Below are 21,488 nucleotides of genomic sequence, written 5' to 3'. Positions count from 1 at the left end.
CAGAGCCGGTTCTGATTCAAATATGGCTGGACTCGAATTCGCCCATTGTGTCCGAGACCGGGGCGGCCCCGCTGCCTCGCACCAAGCGCATCAGAGCAGGCTGCGCAACACGGCACGCACCGGCGAGGCATCGGCTTCCGTGAGTTTGAGCGGCAAGGCGATCAGCTCATAGTCGCTTTCGCTCACTGCATCGAGCACCAGGTTCTCGAGCACGCGCAGGCCGCGCTGGCGGATTACCATATGGCTGTCCAGGCTCTTGCTGCTGGCGGGGTCTATGCTGGCAGTGTCTATGCCGATCAGCTTGACGCCGAGGTCGGCCAGCTTTCGCACGGTTTCGGGGGCATAGGCGGCGAGGTCGGCGTCCCAGCCGGTGGGCGCTTTCTCGTAGGTGCGCACCAGCACGCGCGCGGGCAGGTCGGCATCAATGGCGTGCGCTATGTGATGCCATTCGATCAGCGGCCCGCAGCCTATGGCGTGGATCACGCGGCAGTGGCCGAGAAAGGCATCCAGATCGACAATGCCAATGGCCGCACCCTGCGCATCGTAGTGCAGCGGCGCATCGGCATGCGCGCCCACATGGGGCGAGAGATGAATGGCGCTGACATTGACCGGGCAGCCCGGGCCAATGCTGGCCACCCATTCCTGGCTATAGGGCGTGTCGCCCGGAAACACCGGAGCGGCAGGATGAATGGCAGGAGAAATATCCCAGATCTGGCGTGTCATGGTGTGTATGAATGGGGTCAGTCGCTTGTGATCGATAACAGGCCCGAGTGCGGGACGGCCAGCAAGGGCCGCCCCGCAGCAAAGGCCGTCGTCCCCCTTCGGGGGAAGGCGCGCTAGCGCCTCAGGGGGTCACTTTCTTTCTATACCAAAGAGCATAGACCAGCACCAGCACGATCAGAAACGGCACGCCCACCAGCACGGTAGTGTGGAACTCCTTGGTAAACAGCGTGGTGACGATCACGCCCGCCATCAGCAGCGCCCCGACCAGCGTCAGCACGGGAAAGCCCCACATGCGGAACTCCAGCTTCTTGCCCGGGTGTTCGCGCTGCCAGCGCGGGCGGAAGAACAGATGGGTCACGAACACCATGAACCAGGCAAACATGGCGCCAAACATGGCGATCGACATCATCAGCTCCAGCGACTGCTCGGGCTTGAGCACGTTGAGCACCATGGCCACGGCCATGCCCAGGCAGGAGACGGCAATCGCGCCCAGCGGCACGCCGCTTTTGCTGAGCTTGCTCAGTCCCTTGGGGGCATAGCCGCCGCGCGAGAGGCTGAACATCATGCGCGAGGTGACGTAGAGCTGGCTGTTCATGGCCGACAGCGAGGCCAGCAGCACCACGAAGTTGAGGGTCGCGGCCGCGCCCGGGATCTGCAAAATCTCCATCACCTTGACAAACGGGCTCTTGTCCGTGCCCGCATGGCTCCAGGGCACGATGGCCAGCATCAGTGCCAGCGACAGCAGATAGAACAGCACCAGGCGCAGCACCGTGGTGCGGAAAGCGCGAGTCACGGCCTGCTTGGGGTTCTGGGCCTCGCCGGCAGCAATGGCAATGGACTCCAGGCTCAGATAGCTGAAGATGGCCACGATCACGCCCACCCAGGTGCCCCACCAGCCGTTGGGGAAGAAGCCGCCATCGACAAAGTAGTTGTCGAAGCCCACGCCCTCGGGTCGGGTGCCGAAGACCACATAGGCGCCGATCAGGATGAAGGCCACGATGGCAATCACCTTGACCATGGAGAACCAGTACTCGACCTGGCCGAAGGCCTTGACGCTGGTGGCATTGACGGCGGCAAGCAGGACCGAGAACAGCGCCACCCAGATCCATGGGTCCACCGTGGGGAACCAGTAGGCCATGTACTTGCCCACGGCCGTGACCTCCATGCCCACGGCCAGCACCACGGCTCCCCAGTAGGCATAGCGCACCACAAAGCCGGCCAGCGGACTGATGTAGTGCTCGGCATAGGCGCCGAAGGAGCCCGAGGTGGGGTGGGCCACGGTCATCTCGGCCAGGCATCCCATGAGCAGCAGGCCGATGAAGGCGCCGATGGCGTAGCTGATGAGCACGCTGGGGCCGGCAAAGCCGATGGCAAAGGCGCTGCCCATGAAGAGGCCGGTACCGATGGCGCCACCGATGGCGATCATGGTCATCTGGGCGGAGTTCAGGTGCTGCTGCAAGCCTGTCTCGCGTTGCTGAATACTGTCAAAGTTGGCCATTGCTGACTTGCGCATGCGAAAAATCGAAGCGGCAAGTATCCCGCGAATGACCGGCTGCAGCGGCGTGGCGGCGAATGTCCCTGGCGCAGGCCCAGCCGGCTCAGCGCGGCATTCCTGCGTAGTTGCCGGGCGTCAGCGCATGATGGGCCTTGAAGGCGCGCTGCATATGGGCCTGGTCGGCAAAGCCCATCTGTTGAGCGACCGAGGCCAGGGGCTCGCCCTGGGCCAGCAGGTGGCGCACGCCATTGAGCCGCAGGTTCAGGCGGTAGGCCCCGGGCGTGACGCCGGTGACGGCCCTGAAGCGGCGGATGAAACGGCTGGGGCTCATGCCGCAGCGCAGGGCCAGGGCCTGGACGCTGGTTTCGTCTTCGGGGCTGCGGTGCATGTGCTGCAGCGCAGGCAGGACGGCATCGGGTGGCCGGGGCTTTTCGGCATGAGTGTGGGCGGCACTGCCCAGCAGCTGCAGGAAATCCGCCAGTGATTGCTCGTGCTGCCGCAGTTGCGTGTCCGTGGCGCTGCCGGCAAGCGGCTGGCAGAGACTGTCGGTCCAGCGCGAGATGCCGGGCTCGTTCAGGGCGCGCCGGGCAAAGCGCAGGGCGCCGACGCCGAGCCGCTCATGAACCCAGTCGGCCTGCACGAACAGCATGCGGTAGGACCATGGCTGCAATGTCTCGGGGTTGCAGGCATGCCAGTGGCCGGGCTCGATCAGCACCACGCTGCCCGCGCTCAATGTTTCGGGGCCATCGTCATGCAGAAACAGGGTCTCGCCCTCATCCACGATGCCTATGGAGTACTGCGCGTGCGCATGCAGCCGGTAGCTGTAGCAGGACTGGCGGCTGATGCGCAGCTCGGCCCAGGGCAGGGCCGGGTGGCGGTGGAAATGGTGGCTGGGGGCTGGCATGACGGCCTCATCATGCCAGCATGCTGACCACGCTTGCCACCAGCACCATGGCCAGGGCCTGGTTCAGCCGCCGCTGACGCAGGGGCGTGCTCAGCCATTGGGTCAGTGCATGGCCCAGCGCGGCCCAGCAGCCAACGCCGAGCAGGCAGGCCAGCAAGGAGACGGCGCAAAACAGCAGCAATGCAGCAGACAGCGAGACCTGCTGCGCCGCCAGAGGGGCCACAAACATGCCGATGCCCGAAAGCGCCACCAACCAGGCCTTGGGGTTGAGGCTCTGAATGGCAATGCCTTGCACGAACGCTCCGCCTGGACCGGCCGGCAGTGACGAGGGCACGCTTTCCCTGGCTGCCCGGCCATGGGCCCCGGGGGCATTGGCCAGCTGCCAGGCCAGCCAGAGCAGATAGAGAGCACAGACACGCGGCGCCCAGCGCAGCAGTTCGGGCTGCTTGAGCAGCCATTGCCCGCTCTGGCCCATCAGCCAGACGATGACGGCGTAGCTGACGCTGGCTCCCAGTACATAGCAGAAGGCGGCGCCAGCGCGGCCGTTGCCATGGCGCAGGGCCAGCACGTTCACCGGCCCTGGCGTGATGGCGCCGGCGAGTGCAAATCCGGCCATGGCCAGAACAGAAGAAAGCATGGACAAACCTGAAACAAGAGGTCGCCAGTCTGAGTCCTTGGCCTTTCCAGGTATTGAACAAAATTGCGCCTTTGCTTGGTTAACAAGTGCAAAACGGTGTCTTTTTCAGACAAGGAGCGAAGCTAACTTGCGTTACGCTTGAAAGCTTTCGCGAACCTGACCCCCGTCCCATCTTCCATGTCATCCGCAGCAGCTTCTAGCCCATCCCGAGTCTGGCCGGCCGTACGCATGGTGGGGCGTGCCGACATGGGTCGCCAGCGCAGCAATAACGAAGACTCGGTGGGACTGGAGCCGCAGGCCAGGCCCTGGCCGGTTGCAGTGCTGGCCGACGGCATGGGCGGCTATAACGCGGGCGAGGTGGCTAGCGTCATGGCCGTGGAGCTGATCACGACCAGCGTGCAGCACGGTCCGGCCGCCGATGAATCCATGCTGGCAGCACAGTGCGAGCTGACGGACTCTCTGCACATGGCCAATACGGCCATCTATGCCGCCGCGCAGTCCACGCCCGGCTGCAGCGGCATGGGCACCACGGTGGTGGCCGCCCTGGTGCTGGCGAGCGAAGTGCTGATCGCCCATCTGGGCGACTCCAGGGCCTATGCCTGGCGTGCCGGCCGGCTGCAGCGCCTGACGCGCGACCATTCGCTGGTGCAGCAGGATATCGATGCCGGCCTGATCAGCGAGGCCGATGCCAGGACCTCGCGCTACGGCCATCTGGTGACCAGAGCGCTGGGCGTGATGCCCCAGGTGGAGCCGGAGCTGAACCACTGGCCGCTGCAGCAAGGTGACCGCATTCTGCTGTGCTCGGACGGCCTGACCGATATGCTGAGCGACGCCAGCCTTGCCTCCCTGTTCGAGGAAAACCTGCCGCTGGAGCGGTTGCAGGAGGCCTTGATCGAGGCGGCCAATGCCGCGGGAGGCAAGGACAATATCGGCGTGGTGCTGATTGAGCAGGGCGCCTGATCCCCGGATCTGACCGGGACTCTTAGATCAGACCGCTTTCCAGCGGAGGCAGCTGATGGCGCTGGCGCACGCGGTTGCAGGCGTCCGAGCCCGCGGCGAACTCCCGGCAAGGGGAGGGGCGCCATTCATAAATGCCGCAGTACGCCTTCTCTCCCACCTTGCCCACCAGAGCTGCACAGCGTGGCCTGGCCCAGTCCGTGCCGCGCATGCGGCAGGTGTAGTCGGTGACTTCCTCAACCAGCCCTGCGGGGACACTGCCCCCATGCTCCTGGGACTCGTGCACGGAAAAATCGACACGAAAGGACGCACAGCAGGCGCCGCAGCTAAGGCAGGGGTGGGTCATGGGAAGGCGGAGTTTTTCCGGTGGGGCGGCGATTTTCGCAGCTGTGCAAATCCTTTGGTTGTGCCGGGCCGCAGATTTGTCAACCGCGCCGCTCAATACCCGCCCAAAAGTCCATGCTGCTGGTGCCAATTCGCCACCGTTGTGCACCAATCGCCTACAGTAAATGGAAAATGAGAATCAAAATCAATTAATAATGCGCTATGAGTTCTTTGCAGTCCCCCTCGGCGAGGTCTGAGGCAGTGTCAGTTACTTCGTCCATGAATGCTCTTTCTGTTCAAGCGTCTGAATCCGGCGTGCCATCTTCCAGCGCTGCAGCCACGGCCACCGGGCCCATCATGGGCCTGGATCAGCTGGTGGTGAATCAGCCGGCCCGGGTGGTGGATCTGGCTTCCTCCGAAGGCGAGGATGAAAGTCTGTTGCTCAGACTCATGGAAATCGGCTTTCTGCCCGGTGAGTCCGTGCGCGTCGTTGCCACCGGCTTTCCCGGCCCCGACCCGCTGGCCGTGCGCATAGGCCAGGCGACGTTTGCTCTGCGCCGCCACGAGGCGTCCCAGGTGCTGGTGCAGCTGGAGGCCGCAGCATGAACGCGCGCGAATCCCAGATCACCATGATGAGCCCTCAAGCCGCGGAGCAGGCGCCCCTGCGTGCTGCGCTGCTGGGCAACCCGAATTGCGGCAAGACGGCGCTGTTCAATCTGCTGACCGGCGCGCGCCAGAAGGTGGCCAACTACGCGGGCGTGACCGTGGAGCGCAAGGAAGGCTGGCTGAGCACGCCCGGCAAGCGCCGCGTGCGCGTGCTGGACCTGCCCGGCACCTACAGCCTCGATGCGCACAGCGAGGACGAGCGCATCACGCGCGACATCGTCAAGGGCCAGCATCCGCGCGAAGCGCCGCCCGAGCTGCTGGTCTGCGTGACCGATGCCACCCATCTGCGCCTGAACCTGCGTCTGGTGCTGGAAGCGCGCGCTCTGGGCCTGCCCATGGTGGTGGTGCTCAATATGAGCGATATGGCGCGTCGCCAGGGCCTGGTCATCGACAAGGCCAGGCTCAGCGAGCTGCTGGGCGTGCCCGTGGTGGAGAGCGTGGGCGTGCATCTGTCCGGCGCCAAGGATTTGCTGGCCTGGCTGGACAGCGATCAGGCCAGGCAGCTCAAGGCGCCGACGCTCGAAGGCCAGTTCAAGCCCGTGACGGGCAGCAATTCGCGCGCCCAGCTGCTGGCCCTGCACCAGCAGGTAGCCGAGATCATGCGCCAGACCGTGCAGGAGCCCGCGGCTCCCACGCAGCGTGACGATCGCATCGACTCCGTGGTGCTGCACCCGCTGTGGGGCACGCTGCTGCTGGTGGTGACGCTGTTCCTGATGTTCCAGGCCGTGTTCAGCTGGGCCGAGCCCCTGATGGACGGCATCGAAGGCCTGGTCAGCGACTTCGGCCAGTGGGTGCATGGCGTGATGCCCGATGGCGTGCTGCGCAGCCTGCTGGTGGACGGCGTGATTGCCGGCACCGGCTCGGTGGTGGTCTTTCTGCCACAGATCCTGATTCTGTTCTTCTTCATCCTGGTGCTGGAAGACTCGGGCTATCTGCCGCGCGCCGCCTTCTTGCTGGACCGCATCATGGGCAGCGTGGGCCTGTCCGGACGCTCCTTCATCCCGCTGCTGTCCAGCTTTGCCTGTGCCGTGCCCGGCATCATGGCCACGCGTTCGATCTCCAGCTGGCGTGACCGTCTGCTGACCATCATGATCGCGCCGCTGATGACCTGCTCGGCACGCCTGCCCGTCTACACGTTGCTGATCGGAGCCTTCATCCCAGAGCAGACCGTGGCCGGCTTCTTCAATCTGCAGGGCCTGGTGCTGTTTGCCCTCTATGTGGGCGGCATCGTCAGTGCCATGGCCGTGGCCTGGGTGGGCAAGCTGGCCACCAAGGTCAAGACCCGCACGCCGCTGCTGATGGAACTGCCTTCCTACCGCATCCCCAGCCTGCGCAGCCTGGTGCTGGGCCTGTACGAGCGGGCCATGATCTTCCTGCGTCGCGTCGGCGGCATCATCCTGACCGTCAGCATCGTGCTGTGGTTCCTCTCCAGCTACCCAGGTGCTCCCGAGGGCGTGACCGAAGGCGCGATTCGCTACAGCTTCGCGGGCCAGATCGGCCGTGCGCTCGAAGTGGTGCTGGCACCCATCGGCTTCAACTGGCAGATCGCCATTGCGCTGGTGCCCGGCATGGCCGCACGCGAGGTGGCCGTGGGTGCGCTCGGTACGGTGTATGCGCTGTCGGCCGTGGGCGATGACGCCATGGCCCAGCAGCTGAGCCCGCTGATCGCCAGCAGCTGGTCGATGGCGACCGCGCTGTCGCTGCTGGTCTGGTTTGTGTTTGCGCCCCAGTGCATCTCCACGCTGGCCATGGTCAAGCGCGAAACCAATGGCTGGCGCTATCCGCTGCTGATGGCCGGCTATCTGTTTGCTCTGGCCTATCTGGCCAGCTTTGTGACCTATCGCGTCGCCGTGGCCCTGGGCTGGGGCTGAGAAAGGATTGTCTATGTGGCAGGAACTGATAGTGGGCGCCATCGTGCTGGTGGCCGCCGTGTCGCTGGCCTGGCGTTTCATGCCCGCCGGTCTGCGCAGCAAGCTGACTCGGGTTCATCCTTCGCTGGCGCCGGCGGGCAAGAGCGGCAGCTGCGGCGGTTGCAGCGCCTGTGGTGGCGACAGCTGCTCGGATACCCGCAAGGCCTGAACACAGACGAAGCCAGACCGCATCAGCTAAAAATATAGCTGCCTGCGATTGTCATCTATGCATTTCAGATGCTTTTATATCTGAAATCATTGATTGGCAAGCGCAGGCAGCTTTTTATTTGATAGCAATAGTGCTTTCCGGTTTGTCGAAAGCTCAGGCGGCTTCCAGCCAGGGCTGGACTTCTTCCTCGCTCAGTGCCGACAGGCCGAACTTCTCGCGTGTGTCATGGCAGCCGTAGGAGGCAAACGGAAAGTCGCGGCAGGGGCGCGAGCGCTGCTCGTAAATGCCGCAGCCTATGCAGCCCGCGCCGACCTCGGGCAGCTCGCGCAGCGCCACGCAGCGCACCGGGTGGCGCTCCGTGCCGTTCATGCGTGCGCGATTGCCTTTGCCGGGCACTTCATGGGCAAGCTCATCGGGGACGGTGCCGCCCATGGATTGCAGCTCGTAAATGGAAAACTCAACGCGGTAGTTCTGGCAGCAGGCGCCACAGCTCAGGCAGGGGTGGACGGATTCGGACATCGGGTTTCTTCAAGGGTTCAGGCATCGGGGTCGCGCCGTCCTCCTTGGGCAAGGACGGCTTTTTGAGGTCTGGAGGAGAAGCCGGCACGCAGGGCGGCCTCCGGCTTCCGGTGCCTGGGCCACTAGGTATGGCCTTGAAGAAACTTCAGATAGAAGGTGTGGATGCGTACATAAAGCGCACGCACGCGCGCGGCAAAGGATTTGCGCGGGCCGAAGAAGGAAGGCACGCGCGTGTGGCGTGCCATATGCGGCTGGCGCAGCGCCAGCAGGCCGCCGCGCTGGCCGTAGCGGGCGTCGCCCTGGGTGGGGCGCAGCGGAAACAGAAACACCGCCAGTTGGCGCAGGGCCCGCTGGCGGTGTGGGGATGTGATGTGGCTCAGGTGCATGGGTGTGGTGGTATGCAGATGAGCCCGGACGTGCCGAATCAGCCTGGCTGGCGGCCCAGCAGCAGGTACTCCATGAGCGCCTTTTGCACATGCATGCGATTTTGGCTTTGGCACGTGGCATGCTGCCGCTTCACACCCGCGAAGCGGGTATGAGCCTGCGCCCGAATCGCATGCTGGCTCTGGCGAGCCGTCGCGTGCACCGATGTCTTCGCCATCAGTCCACGCGACCCAGCAAAAGGTACTCCATGAGCGCCTTTTGCACATGCATGCGATTCTCAGCCTCGTCCCAGACCACGGATTGGGGACCGTCTATGACTTCGGCTTCCACTTCCTCGCCGCGGTGGGCGGGCAGGCAGTGCATGAACAGGGCATCGGCCTTGGCCGAGGCCATCATCTCGGCATCCACGCACCAGTCGGCAAAAGCCTTCTTGCGCGCCTCGTTCTCGGCTTCGTAGCCCATGCTGGTCCAGACATCGGTGGTGACCAGATCGGCGCCCTTGCAGGCTTCGAGAGGGTCCTTGAACACCTTGTAGCAGCCGGGGTTGACGGGCTTGCCGTTGAAGGCCAGCTGCTCGTCCACCTCGTAGCCGCCGGGTGTGCTGACATGAACTGTGAAGCCCAGCAGATCGGCGGCCTGCAGCCAGGTGTTGGCCATGTTGTTGCCGTCGCCCACCCAGGCCACTACCTTGCCCTTGATCGAGCCGCGGTGCTCGATGAAGGTGAAGATGTCGGCCAGGATCTGGCAGGGGTGGAACTCGTTGGTCAGTCCGTTGATGACGGGCACGCGCGAGTACTGGGCAAAGCGCTCGATCTTGTCCTGACCGAAGGTGCGGATCATGACCAGATCGGTCATGCGGCTGATGACGCGTGCGCTATCTTCAATCGGCTCGGAGCGGCCCAGTTGGCTGTCGCCCGTGGTCAGGTGGACCACGGAGCCGCCGAGCTGGTACATACCGGCTTCGAAGCTGACGCGGGTGCGCGTGCTGGCCTTCTCGAAGATCATGGCCATGGTGCGGTCGATCAGCGTGTGGTGCTTCTCGTAACCCTTGAACTTTTTCTTGATCAGGGCGGCACGTTCCAGCAGGTAGTCGTATTCATCTGCCGTGAAGTCGCTAAATTGCAGGTAATGCTTCATGCGGAATTCCTTGGAGGATCAGGCAGCCAGAATAGCTTGAACCAGGGGCTTGAGCCTGGCGACGATTTCGTCGGCTTCGGCCTTGCTCAGGATCAGCGGCGGCACCAGGCGAATCACGGTGTCGGCGGTCACGCTCAGCAGCAGGCCGGCTTCTGCGGCCTGGCCAATCAGCTCGCCACAGGGCTTGGTCAGCTCCACGCCAATCATCAGGCCCTGGCCGCGCACTTCGACGAAGCCTTCGAGGCTGCCCAGTTCAGCCTGCAGTTTAGCTTTCAGATATTCACCCACTTCAGTGGTATGAGTCAGCAGGCCGTCTTCCTCCATGATGCGGATGGTTTCCACCCCGGCGCGCATGGACAGAGGGTTGCCGCCAAAGGTGGAGCCATGGTTGCCTGCCTTGAGCACTTCTGCAGCCGCCTTGTGCGCCACTACGGCGCCCACGGGCACGCCAGAGCCCAGTCCCTTGGCCAGGGTCATCACATCGGGGGTGATGCCGGCCCACTGGTGGGCAAACCATTTGCCGGTGCGGCCCATGCCGGCCTGAACCTCGTCCATGATCAGCAGCCAGCCTTTGGCATCGCACAGCTCGCGCACCTTCTTCAGATAGTCGGCGCGCATGGGGTGCAGACCGCCTTCGCCCTGGATGGGCTCCATCATGATGGCGACGATGTTGGGATTGCCTTCGGTCGCATCGATCAGGGCTTCGTAATCATTGGGTGCGATGCGGGTGAAGCCAGCGAGCAGATCGCCAAAGCCGTTGCGTACCTTGGGGTTGGCCGTGGCGCTCATGGTGGCGATGGAGCGGCCGTGGAAAGCATGGTCATAGACCACGATTTCGGGCTTGGCAATGCCCTTGTCCACGCCGTATTTGCGGGCGATCTTGATCGCGGCCTCGTTGGCTTCCAGGCCGGTGTTGCAGAAGAACACATTGGTCATGCCCGAGCGCTCGGTCAGCAGCTTGGCCAGGGTTTCCTGGCCGGGCACATGGTAGTAGTTGCTGGTGTGGATCAGCTTGGCCACCTGCTCTTGCAGGGCAGGCACCAGCTTGGGGTGGTTGTGCCCCAGGGTGTTGACGGCAATGCCGCCCAGCGCGTCCAGGTATTCCTTGCCGTTCACGTCCCAAACGCGGCAGCCCTGGCCGCGCTCCAGCGCGATGGGTACGCGGCCGTAAGTGGGCATAACGTGGGGCGAAGCTGCCTCGATGAAAGCGGTCATTGCAAGAATCTCCTGAGAAGGAAGGTCAACGGCGCACTGCGGCGCCTGAAAAATGAGAGCTTTGATTCTAGAGTGCTCGGATAACCCCAACATTGCGGATTGCGCATCGCTGCCATGCAATCAACCTACGCCATTGTGGGGTTGACAGCATGGCTCTTATACAAGAGTTAGAATGCTTGTTTAGGCATGTTGGCGGGGATCCCGCCTGGTTGCCGGATCTTTTTGGCGAATATTTGATGGTTACCCCTTCCAGCAAAGAACTGTTCATCATGGGTATGACCCATGCCGGAAAAACCTTTCGACCCAGCGACTGGGCCGAGCGCTTGGCCGGGGTCATGAGTCAGTTTCGCCCTGGTGGTGCCTGCGCCGGAAGCCATCTGAGCTACTCTCCCTGGTGCGTGCCTACGGTGATGAACGGCACCAAATGCGTGGTCATCAACCGGGATCTGCGTGACTACGAGCCCATGGCCTGGGACTTCTGCTTGAACTTCGCCAAGGACAACGATCTGCAGGTGGCCGAGGCCTGCCTGCTGCCCGACAAGCTTCCAGCCGGCAAGAAGTGATTTTTCAGGTGCCAAGAGGCGCCGCGCAAACGACAAAGGCTTCCACGGGAAGCTTTTTTTTGTATCTGTGCGCTGCGGGCGGGGCTAGCTCTGCGCTGTCGTGCTGTCCAGCAGCCGTGACCGGCGCCACGGGCCCCAGCGGTAGTAGGCGATGGACAGCAGCATGGATGCCAGCGCGCTGAGCGGAAAACTCCACCACAGCGCATCCTGCCCCCACAGCGGCTGCAGCCCCCAGGCCAGAGGCAGGCGCAGGCCCCAGAGCGTCAGGGCCAGGATGGCCAGGGGCGCCAGCACTGCACCCGTGGAGCGCACCACGCCGGCCAGCACGCTGCTCACGCCCAGCAGCATGAACGAGCCCAGCACGATGCGGTTGAGATGGCGTGCAGGCTCCAGGGCCGTGCTGCCCTCGGGCAGGAACAGGGCCAGCACGGATCGGTCGCAGGCCAGAATCAGGGCCACGCAGGCGCCGGTCAGCAACAGGTGGCAGGCCACGCCGGCACGCGCCGTACGCGTCACGCGCGGCCAGTGACCGGCGCCCACGTTCTGGGCGGCGATGGTGGTGCAGGCCGAGGCCACGGCAATGGCCGGCATCTGGACATAGGCCCACAGCTGCAGGGCTGCGCCGTAGGCGGCCGAAACCTGGGCGCCATGGGTGTTGATCAGGGCCAGCATCAGCACCAGGGAGAGTGAGACCAGCAGCATCTGCAGGCCCATGGGCAGGCCCTTGATGACCAGGCAGCGCAGCAGCTCAGGCACAGGCCGCCAATGGCGGCGCTGGCGCCAGCCTATCCACAGCGGCAGGCGCTGCCAGCGCAGCCAGGCCAGCAGGCCCGCAAGGCCGAGGCTGTTGGCCACCAGAGTGGCCAGGGCCGAGCCCGCCATGCCAAGGCCTGGCAGGGGGCCGGCGCCGAAAATGAACAAGGGGTTGAGCAGGGCATCGCCCAGGGCCACGCCCAGCAGGGCCACGAAAGGCGTGCGACTGTCGCCTGTGCCGCGCAGCACGGCGGCCACGAAGATCAGCAGCAGCATGGGCGGCAGCGCGAGAAAGAGCACGCGCAGATAGTCCACGGCCAGTGCGGCGGTGGCAGGCTCGGCCCCCATGATGCCCAGCATGGGGGCGGCCAGCGGCCAGCCCAGGGTGGCCATCAGCAGGGACATGCCCAGGAACAGGCTGGCACTGGTGCCTGTGATGCGGCGGGCCAGGGCCCAGCGGCCCGCGCCCACGGCCTGAGCCACCAGCAGATTGGCGGCCTGGCTGATGCCGAAGACCAGAGCAATCAGCGCAAACAGCAGATTGTTGGCATGCACGGCTGCAGACAGCGCACTCTCGCCCAGATGGCGTCCGATCCAGAAGGCATTGACCGAGGTATTGAGCGACTGCAGCACATAGCCGCCCCACAAAGGCAGGGAAAAACGCAGCAGGGCGCGGCCTATCGGTGCGTGAGTCAGTGGCTGGTGCATGGGGAAAAGGAAGTTGCAGAGCACCAAGCGGAGGGACTCTGCAAGAAAAAACCCCGCGCGGCACAGGCCGGCGGGGCGGGCACCGGCGGGGCCGGTGCGGGGAGGGCTTGGCTTAGAGCGCCTGCATTTCCTTGTTCAGCTGGGTGGGGTTCTGGGGAGCGGCAGCAGGCGCGGGAGCCGCTTCGGCCTTTTTGCCCAGATCGGCAGGAACATCCACATAGGGCAGCTTCAGGGCCGAGCTGGTCATGCGGCGGATCTCGTTGGTATAGGCGGCATCCTCGTTGATCTTGCGGCCGTAGGAGGGCACGATCTGCTGGATGTGAGCCTTCCACTCGGTGCTGGCCATCTGCTCGGGGAAGGACTTCTTGAGCAGGTTCAGCATGATGTGGGGAGCGGTCGAGGCGCCGGGCGAGGCACCCAGCAGGGCGGCAATGCTGCCGTCTTCCGAGCCCACGATTTCGGTACCGAACTGCAGCACGGCGCCTTTTTCAGGGTCGCGCTTGATGATTTGCACGCGTTGGCCGGCGGTGACCAGCTTCCAGTCCTCGCGCTTGGCTTCGGGGAAGTACTGGGCCAGCACGGCCTGACGGTCGGCGTCGGTCAGCTCGGCCTGCTGCATCAGGTACTGGACCAGGTCCAGGTTGTGGATGCCCACGCGCAGCATGCCCATCAGATTGTCATGGGTGACCGAGGAGAACAGGTCCCACCAGGAGCCGTTCTTGAGGAACTTGGTGGTGGCCAGTGCAAAGGGGCCAAACAGCACCACGGGCTTGCCGTCGAGCTGGCGGGCGTCCAGATGGGGCACGGACATGGGAGGCGAGCCGGTGGAGGCAATGCCGTAGGCCTTGACGTCGTGGCGCTTGGCCAGCTCGGGGTTCTCGATGGCCAGGAACTGGCCGCCCACGGGGAAGCCGGCGTAGTTCTTGGATTCGGGGATGCCCGAGGCCTGCAGCAGCTTGAGTGCGGCACCGCCGGCACCGACGAAGACGAACTTGGCCTTGACGGTCTTTTCCTGGCCGCCCTTGGCCAGATCGGCCACGGTCACGTTCCAGGTCTTGTCGGCGTTCTGGCGCAGGGCCGTGACTTCGCTTTGCAGGTGCAGCTGGAAGTTGGGGCCCTTCTGGAGCGAGGCCATCAGCTGCTCGGTCCAGACGCCATGGTTCACGTCGGTGCCCAGGGGCATATAGGTGGCGGCGATCTTCTGGGTCGGGTCGCGGCCTTCGATCATCAGCGGGGCCCACTTCTTGATCTGTGCCTGGTCTTCGGAGTACTCCATGCCGTAGAACAGGGGGTTCTGGACCAGGGCTTGCTGGCGCTTCTTGAGGAAGGCGATGTTGTCATCACCCCAGACGAAGCTCATATGGGGCGTGGCGTTCACGAAAGTCTCGGGCGACTGCAGGTGGCCGCGGCCGACCTGGTGGGCCCAGAACTGGCGCGTCACCTCGAACTGCTCGGCAATGCTCACGGCACGCTTGGTTTCCACGCTGCCGTCGGGCAGCTGGGGCGTGTAGTTGAGCTCGGCAAAGCCGGAGTGGCCGGTGCCGGCGTTGTTCCAGCCGTTGGAGCTTTCCAGGGCCACGCCGTCCAGGCGTTCGAAGACCTCGATCTTCCAGTCGGGCTGCAGTTCCTGCAGATAGGTGGCCAGCGTCGTGCTCATCACGCCGGCGCCTACCATCACCACATCGACGGGCTGCTCGTTCTCGGCCTTGGGCACGGAGCGAGGGAATATTGGCCAAAACAAAAATAACAGCGCGGCCAGGACCAGGGCCGCGACGGCTCCCAGTCCTGCTTTGATCGACTTTTTCATGACTTTTTCTAGACTTGACTATCAAAAAAGCCTGCGGGCAGGCGGCAGGCTTTTTGCGAAGATACGGGGCAAGTCCTATAAAAGACATGAGACTCCCCGACCTGGGGATTGTCCTAGGGAAGTCAAAATCTGACGCTAATCAATTCGTATTAGGGCGCTTTGTGCTAGGTGTGAGGCGCATCTGTGGATGCCTTGATGAGGCAGTCATGTCGGGCACAGGCAACAAAAAAAACCGCCCTGAGGCGGTTTTGATGTTTTTGCTGACAGCGCACCCGTTACAAACGGCAGATGACCGAAGTCATCCGTGCTTGAGGGAGGCTGGTATTAAGCAGCCAGAGCCAGGGTCTTGACCTTGGCGGACAGGCGGCTCTTGTCGCGAGCTGCCTTGTTCTTGTGGAAGATGCCCTTGTCAGCGATCGCGTCGATCACGGACTGAGCCTTGGCAAACAGTTCAGCTGCCTTGGTCTTGTCGCCGGCCACAACAGCCTTCTCGACATTCTTGACAGCAGTACGGTACTTGGAGCGCAGCGAAGTGTTCGCAGCGTTCAGCTTGACGTTCTGGCGGGCGCGCTTGCGGCCAGAAGCCAGGCGGGGGTTCTTTTTGGCTTTAGTTGCCATGATTTATTTCCTTGTGTGTCTGAGGATGATGTCAGCAAAACAGTGGATTCTAGCATACCCCCTGAGCGGCTGCGCCGCTTCCCCCAACGGGGGACGACAGCTTCGCTGCGAGGCGGCTCTTGCTCGCTGTCCTGGTGTGAGGGTGTGCCTGATCGAAGAGTGTGGTTTGCTACAGAGTGCAAGGCACCGCGATCTGTGCAAGCAGCGGCTGGCGTGAACGCATACACTTCGCTGCGTGTCACTGTTCAAAGCCGCCTCCACCGTATCCCTGATGACGCTGGCCTCCCGTGTTTCGGGGCTGGTTCGCGATCTGCTCATGGCCTCCATGTTTGGAGCCAATGCCCTCACAGACGCGTTCAATGTCGCCTTCAGAATTCCCAACCTGTTCCGGCGCCTGTTCGCCGAAGGGGCTTTCAGCCAGGCCTTTGTGCCGGTGCTGGCCGCCAGCAAGACCCGGGATGGCGAGGAGGCCACGCGCCACCTGATCAGCCATGTCGCAACCATGCTGTTCTGGGCTCTGCTGGTGGTCTGCGTCTTGGGCGTGATTGGCGCGCCGCTGCTGGTCTGGCTGCTGGCCAGCGGCATGCGCCAGTCACCCGACGGCTATCACGCAGCCGTGGTGATGACGCGCTGGATGTTTCCCTATATCGGCTTTATGTCGCTGGTGGCTCTGTCGGCAGGCATTCTCAATACCTGGAAGAAGTTCGCGGTGTCGGCAGCCACGCCCGTGCTGCTCAATATCAGCATGATAGTGGCGGCTCTGCTGGGAGCCCCCTGGTTCGAGAAGCAGGGCATAGAACCCATCTATGCCATGGCTGGCGGCGTGATGCTGGGCGGCGTGCTGCAACTGGCGGTGCAGATTCCTGCGTTGCGCTCCATGGGGCTGATGCCGCGCATCGGCTTCTCGTACGCAGCCATTCGCGCAGCCTGGGACGAGGCGGGTGTGCGTCGCATCCTGGCACTGATGGGGCCGGCGCTGCTGGGGGTAGGGGTGGCCCAGGTCTCATTGATGATCAACACCCAGATAGCTTCCTATATGGCCCCCGGCAGCGTGACCTGGTTGTTCTATGCCGACCGTCTGATGGAGTTTCCCACGGCCTTGCTGGGCGTGGCTCTGGGGGTGGTGCTGACGCCGCAGCTGGCTTCAGCCAAGGCGGCAGGTGATGGCGAGCGCTATTCCAATATGCTGGACTGGGGTCTGCGCCTGGTTGTGCTGCTGGCCGTGCCCTGCGCCGTGGGGCTGCTGACCTTTGCTACGCCGCTGGTGGCCACGCTATTCCATCGCGGTGCCCTGCATGACAGCGATGTGGGGCAGATTGCCCTGGCGCTGATGGGCTACGGCGCCGGCCTGCTGGGCCTGGTGGCCATCAAGGTGCTGGCGCCCGGCTATTACGCCAGCCAGGACATCCGCACACCCGTGAAGATCGCAATCGTGGTGCTGGTGATTACGCAGTTGCTCAATCTGGTGCTGGTGCCCTGGCTCAAGCACACCGGGCTGGCCCTGTCCATCGGTCTGGCTGCACTGGTCAACGCGAGCTGGCTGCTCACGGGTTTGTTGCGTCGCGGTACCTACAAGCCCAGGCCGGGCTGGTTGAAGTTCATCGTGCAGGTGATTGCGGCCAGTGCCTTGCTGGCGGTGCTGTTGCTCTGGGGCAGTCAGCACTTCGACTGGGTGGGCTTGCGCAGCAATGGCTTGCTGCGCGCAGGTCTGCTGGCTGCCATGATGGTTGGTGCCGCCGTGCTTTACTTTGGCGTGCTGATGCTGTCGGGCCTGAATCTGCGTCAATTGCTGCGCCGTTAAAGCTTGAGCTGCTCATGGAAAAGTGAGCGGTCAGCGCAGGTTTTACAGGCGTATCAAGGGGATTTCGCTTGCATGACCTGCCAAGGCGGCTTACAAATCAGCCTATGAGCTGGACGATAGACGAGTACCCCACGGCCCTGCAGTATTTTGCGTCTTTGGTGCAGAGTGATGAAAACTTTGCCTTGATGGAAGCCGCCATCAGCATTGCTCAGGATGCAGAACCTGATCTTGACCTGCAGGCCGTGCTGGCCGAGCTGGACAGGCTGCAAGTGCGTTTGGTGCAGCGTCTGGCCGGCGAGGAGGACGGTTTGCGCAAGCTCGGTGCGCTCAACAAGTTCTTCTATGGCGAGCTGGGCTTTGCTGGCAACCTCAACAACTATTACGACCCTGCCAACAGCTACATCCACCATGTGCTGCAGACAAGGCGCGGCATTCCCATCAGCGTGGCACTGGTCTGGCTGGAGCTGGCTGCCGGCATCGGTCTGACGGTGGAGGGCATAGGCTTTCCAGGGCATTTTCTGGTCAAGGTCATGCTGCCGCAGGGGCAGGTGGTGCAGGATCCGTTGACAGGCGACTCCTACTCCGCAAGCGCCTTGGCAGAGCGCCTGCAGCCGTTTCTCGATCAGGCCGGCATTTCACCCGATGATGCGCCGCCGCTGGGGCTGTATCTGCAGGCCGCTCATCCGCGAGATGTCGTGGCGCGCATGCTGCGCAATCTGCAGGAGATTCATCAGGTCCAGAAAGACTGGCCCATGCTGGTGGCCGTGCTCAATCGCCTGATCCTGCTGCAGCCTGGCCGCGAGGAGCTGTTCCGGGACCGCGGCATGGCGTATGCCCAATGGGGAGTGATTGAAAGAGCGCTATCGGATCTGGAGCGTTATGCGCCTGCCGCACAAGGGCAGGAGGCCGATTACATCGCCAAAACCATTGCCCGGCTGCGCCGCGCAGGTTGAGCGTCTTGGTGGCAAGCAGCTTGCTTACACCAGTTGTGCGGCTTCCAGCTCTTTCTTGAGATAGGCATAGAACAGCGGCGCTGCCACCAGGCCTGCTGGGCCGAAGACGGACTCGGCCACAAACATCACGGCCAGCAGCTCCCATACGCCCATATGCGTGCGTGTTCCCACCACCTTGGCGTTGATCACGTATTCAGCCTTGTGAATCAGGATCAGAAAGCCCAGGCAGGCAGCAGCAGCTATGGGTGATACGGACAGGCCGACCAGCGTCAGCACGGCATTGCACAGCAAGTTGCCGACGATGGGGATCAGCCCGGCGATGAAAGTCAGCGTGATCAGCGCGGGGGTGTAAGGTAGTTGCAGCTTCCAGATCGGCAATATGGCCAACAGGAAGACGGACGTCAGCAGCGTGTTGAAGGCTGCAATCCAGAACTGGGCGGCCACGATCTGCTTGAAGGCCAGGGCAAAGTGACCGATGCGCTGCTGTAGGGCCTGCACCAGCGGCGGGTGACGCGTGGCGATGGGGCGAACGGCTGCCAGCGCGCCGATGATCAGGCCCACATAGGCATAGAGCAGGCCGGTCAGCCAGGCGCGGCCCGCCGTGGCCAGCACGCCGGCCTTGGCGGCCAGATAGCCGGCCAGCTTGCTTTGAATTTCCTGGGCGCCGTCAGGCAGCTGATCTGCAATGTCCGAGGGCAGTTTCTCTCGCAGCTCCAGCACCGTGGCCGCCAGATAGTCCAGCAGTTCCTTGTACTGGGCAGGGGCTTCGGTGATATAGGTTCGGGTCTGGGAGAGGGCGCCGCTGAGCAGGGCCAGTGGCGCCAGAATCACGATGGTGGTGGCAACCACCTGGGCCCAGCGTGGCAGCTGGTTGCTGGCAAAGGCGCGAGGATTGGCGTGTGACAGCAGGCGCGACAGTGAGCGGGTCAACATGAAACCCACGCACACACACAGTAGGCCGGGAAGTATTCCCTGATGCATGACGAGCAGCAATGCTGCTCCCATCAATATGTAACTGGCCAGTATGACCTTGGGCGAAGGGCCCGGTTGCGTAGTGATGGGGGCGGGCAAATGCTGCGTCATTCAGGCTCGGGGTAGAGGGGCTGTGATGAAGATTTGCTTAGCGAACTTCAACGGGCTTGCCGGAGCCGATTTCCGTGATGGCTCCGATGCTGTAGACCTTCTCGCCCAGCTCGGCCAGTGTGGCTGCCGTGTCTTCTGCGTCTTCAGCGGCCACCACCACCACCATGCCGATACCGTTGTTGAACGTGCGGTTCATCTCGATGTCGTCAATGCCGGCGGTCTTTTGCAGCCAGGCGAACAGCTCGGTCTGGGGCCAGCTGCCGGCCTTGAGATGGGCTGCGGTGCCTTCGGGCAGCACGCGGGGAATGTTCTCCAGCAGGCCGCCGCCCGTGATGTGGGCCAGGGCCTTGATGGGGTGCTTGTCCAGTGCGGCCAGCACGTTCTTCACATACAGACGGGTGGGCTCCATGATGGCTGCCTTGAAGGGCTTGCCGTCCAGAGTCGCGGGCACGCTGCCCTGGGCTTCGGCGCGCTCGATGCACTTGCGCACCAGCGAGAAACCGTTGGAGTGCACGCCGTGCGAGGCCAGACCCAGCACCACATCGCCGGGCTTGACGTTCTGACCGCTGAGGATCTTGGACTTTTCGACCGCACCGACGGCAAAGCCGGCCAGATCGTATTCGCCATCGGGGTACATGCCGGGCATTTCAGCGGTTTCTCCACCGATCAGTGCGCAGCCGGACAGCTCGCAACCCTTGGCGATACCGCCCACCACGGCAGCGGCCGTGTCCACATGCAGCTTGCCGCAGGCGAAATAGTCGAGGAAGAACAGGGGCTCGGCGCCCTGCACCAGCACATCGTTCACGCTCATGGCCACCAGGTCGATGCCCACGGTGTCGTGCATATTCCACTCGAAGGCCAGCTTGAGCTTGGTGCCCACGCCGTCGGTGCCGGACACCAGAACGGGTTCCTTGTAGCGCTTGGGCACTTCGAACAGGGCGCCGAAGCCGCCGATGCCGGCCATCACGCCTTCGCGCATGGTTTTCTTGGCCAGGGGCTTGATGCGTTCGACCAGGGCGTCGCCTGCGTCGATGTCAACACCGGCGTCTTTGTAGGAAATGGGGGTAGAGGAGGATGCGGAAGAGCTCATCGATGGATCCGGTGCGGGGGCGCCCTGCTGGGCGGAAACCCCGGGATTCTACGGCGCTTGCCCGTGCAGCGGGGGCGCCCGGACATGCGTCAAAGGGTTTTGCTGGAGCATTCATGGCCTGACTACAACAACGGCAGTAGGCAAAATCAGCCCGAAGCCGCTCGGGGGCTGCGAGTGCAGACTAAAATTGGTGCTTTTGTTACCGAGTGATCACGCTAGGGCATATTGCAGGGCCTGATCTAAGTGCGCGTCCGGGCCTTTGTATCTTCCACCATTGATGCTGATGAATCTCCTGCCAGATTTCGCCGCATGGGCTGTTGAATGCCCAGGAAAGGGGGCGCTGCGCGTATGTCGCAGATGAAGCAGCTGGCTCTGGATATCAGCATGGCGCCCGGCCCGACGCTCGCGCGTTTCTTCGTCGGCCCCAATGCTGCGTTGATCGATCACCTGCGTCACTGGGTGGGCGATGGCCAGCTGCAGCAGTCGCGCACGCCGGTGCCCACCTATCTCTGGGGAGAGGCCGGGTCCGGCAAGAGTCATTTGCTCAAGGCGGTGCGTGAAGCCCTGCGCGAGCAAGGAGCCATGGTGGGCTGGATGGATGCATCCACACCGTTCCCGCCTGAGTTCGATGAACGCTGGGCCGCCGTGCTCATGGACGATGTGGACATCTACACCCCGTTCCAGCAGGCGCGTGCCTTCAACTGGTTTGTGAATGCCACCAGCCCAGCCACCGGCCTGCCGCGCTGGGTGCTGGCTGCGGGCCAGCTGCCGGTGGCCGATCTCAAGATGCGTGAGGACTTGCGCACCCGCCTTGGCTGGGGTCATGTCTATCAGCTGCATCTGCTCGACGAGTCGGCACGGCGTGCCGTGCTGCGTCAGGAAGCCGATGCCCGTGGCGTGTTTCTGAGCGACGAAGTGATGGATTACATGCTCAGACGCTTTTCGCGCGATCTGGGCTCGCTGATGCAGCTGCTGGACATGCTGGACGGTTTTGCCTTGCGCAACAAGCGCGCCATCACCATCCCGCTGCTCAAGACCATGCTGGAAACCGAGTGAGGCCTCTGCTCACGCT

General features: G+C 63.4%; 22 protein-coding genes. 8 read left to right on the top strand and 14 right to left on the bottom strand.

Annotated elements, in window-relative coordinates:
• Positions 1-90 precede the first annotated feature (90 nt).
• The 4 genes from kynB to V8Z78_RS13595 form a co-directional block, all read right to left on the bottom strand.
• Positions 91-723 carry an arylformamidase gene (gene kynB / locus V8Z78_RS13610; protein ID WP_349731544.1) on the bottom strand — a complete coding sequence of 211 codons (633 nt, stop codon included), beginning with the start codon at positions 721-723 and terminating at the stop codon, positions 91-93.
• 121 nt (positions 724-844) lie between these two features.
• Positions 845-2,221 (bottom strand): amino acid permease, encoded by a 1,377-nt coding sequence (locus tag V8Z78_RS13605; protein WP_349731559.1) that lies wholly within the window; start codon positions 2,219-2,221, stop codon positions 845-847.
• 100 nt (positions 2,222-2,321) lie between these two features.
• Positions 2,322-3,122, bottom strand: coding sequence for an AraC family transcriptional regulator (locus tag V8Z78_RS13600; protein ID WP_349731543.1), 801 nt, complete (start codon positions 3,120-3,122; stop codon positions 2,322-2,324).
• Positions 3,123-3,132: 10 nt separating this feature from the next.
• Complete coding sequence (locus tag V8Z78_RS13595) at positions 3,133-3,759, bottom strand: LysE family translocator (protein ID WP_003067092.1); 627 nt, start codon at positions 3,757-3,759, stop codon at positions 3,133-3,135.
• A 228-nt stretch (positions 3,760-3,987) separates the two neighbouring features.
• Between V8Z78_RS13595 and V8Z78_RS13590 the strand changes: the two genes are divergently transcribed.
• Complete coding sequence (locus V8Z78_RS13590; protein WP_012839463.1) at positions 3,988-4,719, top strand: Stp1/IreP family PP2C-type Ser/Thr phosphatase; 732 nt, start codon at positions 3,988-3,990, stop codon at positions 4,717-4,719.
• Positions 4,720-4,741: 22 nt separating this feature from the next.
• Here the strand turns inward: V8Z78_RS13590 and V8Z78_RS13585 are convergent, their stop codons facing one another.
• Positions 4,742-5,062: a YkgJ family cysteine cluster protein gene (locus V8Z78_RS13585; RefSeq protein WP_034353576.1), complete on the bottom strand. Its 321-nt coding sequence runs from the start codon at positions 5,060-5,062 to the stop codon at positions 4,742-4,744.
• Positions 5,063-5,319: 257 nt separating this feature from the next.
• Between V8Z78_RS13585 and V8Z78_RS13580 the strand changes: the two genes are divergently transcribed.
• Genes V8Z78_RS13580 through V8Z78_RS13570 form a run of 3 tightly spaced genes read left to right on the top strand, consistent with a single transcriptional unit; the run spans position 5,320 to position 7,785 of the window.
• Positions 5,320-5,646, top strand: coding sequence for a FeoA family protein (locus V8Z78_RS13580; protein ID WP_003067096.1), 327 nt, complete (start codon positions 5,320-5,322; stop codon positions 5,644-5,646).
• Positions 5,643-7,577 carry a ferrous iron transport protein B gene (gene feoB, locus V8Z78_RS13575; protein WP_003067098.1) on the top strand — a complete coding sequence of 645 codons (1,935 nt, stop codon included), beginning with the start codon at positions 5,643-5,645 and terminating at the stop codon, positions 7,575-7,577. The genes V8Z78_RS13580 and feoB overlap by 4 nt, the downstream gene beginning before the upstream one ends.
• A 13-nt stretch (positions 7,578-7,590) precedes the next feature.
• Positions 7,591-7,785 (top strand): hypothetical protein, encoded by a 195-nt coding sequence (locus V8Z78_RS13570; RefSeq protein WP_003067100.1) that lies wholly within the window; start codon positions 7,591-7,593, stop codon positions 7,783-7,785.
• A 153-nt stretch (positions 7,786-7,938) separates the two neighbouring features.
• Here the strand turns inward: V8Z78_RS13570 and V8Z78_RS13565 are convergent, their stop codons facing one another.
• From V8Z78_RS13565 to V8Z78_RS13550, 4 genes are all read right to left on the bottom strand, one after another.
• Positions 7,939-8,304 carry a YkgJ family cysteine cluster protein gene (locus V8Z78_RS13565; RefSeq protein WP_003067102.1) on the bottom strand — a complete coding sequence of 122 codons (366 nt, stop codon included), beginning with the start codon at positions 8,302-8,304 and terminating at the stop codon, positions 7,939-7,941.
• 122 nt (positions 8,305-8,426) lie between these two features.
• Complete coding sequence (locus V8Z78_RS13560) at positions 8,427-8,690, bottom strand: hypothetical protein (RefSeq protein WP_003067103.1); 264 nt, start codon at positions 8,688-8,690, stop codon at positions 8,427-8,429.
• Between the two features lie 214 nt (positions 8,691-8,904).
• Entirely contained in the window at positions 8,905-9,825 is a 921-nt protein-coding gene (gene argF / locus V8Z78_RS13555) for an ornithine carbamoyltransferase (RefSeq protein WP_012839458.1), read from the bottom strand.
• An 18-nt stretch (positions 9,826-9,843) separates the two neighbouring features.
• Complete coding sequence (locus V8Z78_RS13550) at positions 9,844-11,040, bottom strand: aspartate aminotransferase family protein (RefSeq protein ID WP_003067105.1); 1,197 nt, start codon at positions 11,038-11,040, stop codon at positions 9,844-9,846.
• 236 nt (positions 11,041-11,276) lie between these two features.
• On the opposite strand from V8Z78_RS13550, the gene V8Z78_RS13545 reads away from it, so the two are divergent.
• On the top strand, positions 11,277-11,603 hold the full coding sequence (locus tag V8Z78_RS13545) for a DUF3579 domain-containing protein (RefSeq protein ID WP_003052588.1): 327 nt from the start codon (positions 11,277-11,279) through the stop codon (positions 11,601-11,603).
• Between the two features lie 84 nt (positions 11,604-11,687).
• On the opposite strand, the gene V8Z78_RS13540 is transcribed toward V8Z78_RS13545, so the two are convergent.
• The 3 genes from V8Z78_RS13540 to rpsT form a co-directional block, all read right to left on the bottom strand.
• Positions 11,688-13,064: an MATE family efflux transporter gene (locus V8Z78_RS13540; RefSeq protein WP_349731542.1), complete on the bottom strand. Its 1,377-nt coding sequence runs from the start codon at positions 13,062-13,064 to the stop codon at positions 11,688-11,690.
• A gap of 112 nt (positions 13,065-13,176) precedes the next feature.
• Positions 13,177-14,871, bottom strand: a complete 1,695-nt coding sequence (mqo, locus tag V8Z78_RS13535; protein ID WP_057093116.1) for a malate dehydrogenase (quinone) — start codon at positions 14,869-14,871, stop codon at positions 13,177-13,179.
• Positions 14,872-15,195: 324 nt separating this feature from the next.
• A complete protein-coding gene (gene rpsT / locus V8Z78_RS13530; RefSeq protein WP_003052598.1) occupies positions 15,196-15,489 on the bottom strand; it encodes a 30S ribosomal protein S20 in 294 nt (97 codons plus the stop codon).
• Positions 15,490-15,724: 235 nt separating this feature from the next.
• Between rpsT and murJ the strand changes: the two genes are divergently transcribed.
• Positions 15,725-17,290 carry a murein biosynthesis integral membrane protein MurJ gene (gene murJ / locus V8Z78_RS13525; RefSeq protein ID WP_012839454.1) on the top strand — a complete coding sequence of 522 codons (1,566 nt, stop codon included), beginning with the start codon at positions 15,725-15,727 and terminating at the stop codon, positions 17,288-17,290.
• A gap of 104 nt (positions 17,291-17,394) precedes the next feature.
• Entirely contained in the window at positions 17,395-18,243 is an 849-nt protein-coding gene (locus V8Z78_RS13520; RefSeq protein WP_003070846.1) for a SirB1 family protein, read from the top strand.
• 24 nt (positions 18,244-18,267) lie between these two features.
• On the opposite strand, the gene V8Z78_RS13515 is transcribed toward V8Z78_RS13520, so the two are convergent.
• Together V8Z78_RS13515 and purM are read right to left on the bottom strand one after the other, a co-directional pair.
• Positions 18,268-19,326 (bottom strand): AI-2E family transporter, encoded by a 1,059-nt coding sequence (locus V8Z78_RS13515; protein WP_349731541.1) that lies wholly within the window; start codon positions 19,324-19,326, stop codon positions 18,268-18,270.
• Positions 19,327-19,363: 37 nt separating this feature from the next.
• On the bottom strand, positions 19,364-20,416 hold the full coding sequence (purM, locus tag V8Z78_RS13510; RefSeq protein ID WP_349731540.1) for a phosphoribosylformylglycinamidine cyclo-ligase: 1,053 nt from the start codon (positions 20,414-20,416) through the stop codon (positions 19,364-19,366).
• A 357-nt stretch (positions 20,417-20,773) separates the two neighbouring features.
• On the opposite strand from purM, the gene hda reads away from it, so the two are divergent.
• The gene (gene hda / locus V8Z78_RS13505) at positions 20,774-21,472 is read left to right on the top strand and encodes a DnaA regulatory inactivator Hda (protein WP_003070849.1); all 699 of its coding nucleotides are present in this window, start codon (positions 20,774-20,776) and stop codon (positions 21,470-21,472) included.
• Positions 21,473-21,488: the final 16 nt, after the last annotated feature.

The sequence above is a fragment of the Comamonas sp. wu1-DMT genome, assembly GCF_040187805.1.
Lineage (GTDB): Bacteria > Pseudomonadota > Gammaproteobacteria > Burkholderiales > Burkholderiaceae_C > Comamonas > Comamonas thiooxydans.
This window is presented reverse-complemented; position numbering and strand designations above follow the sequence as displayed.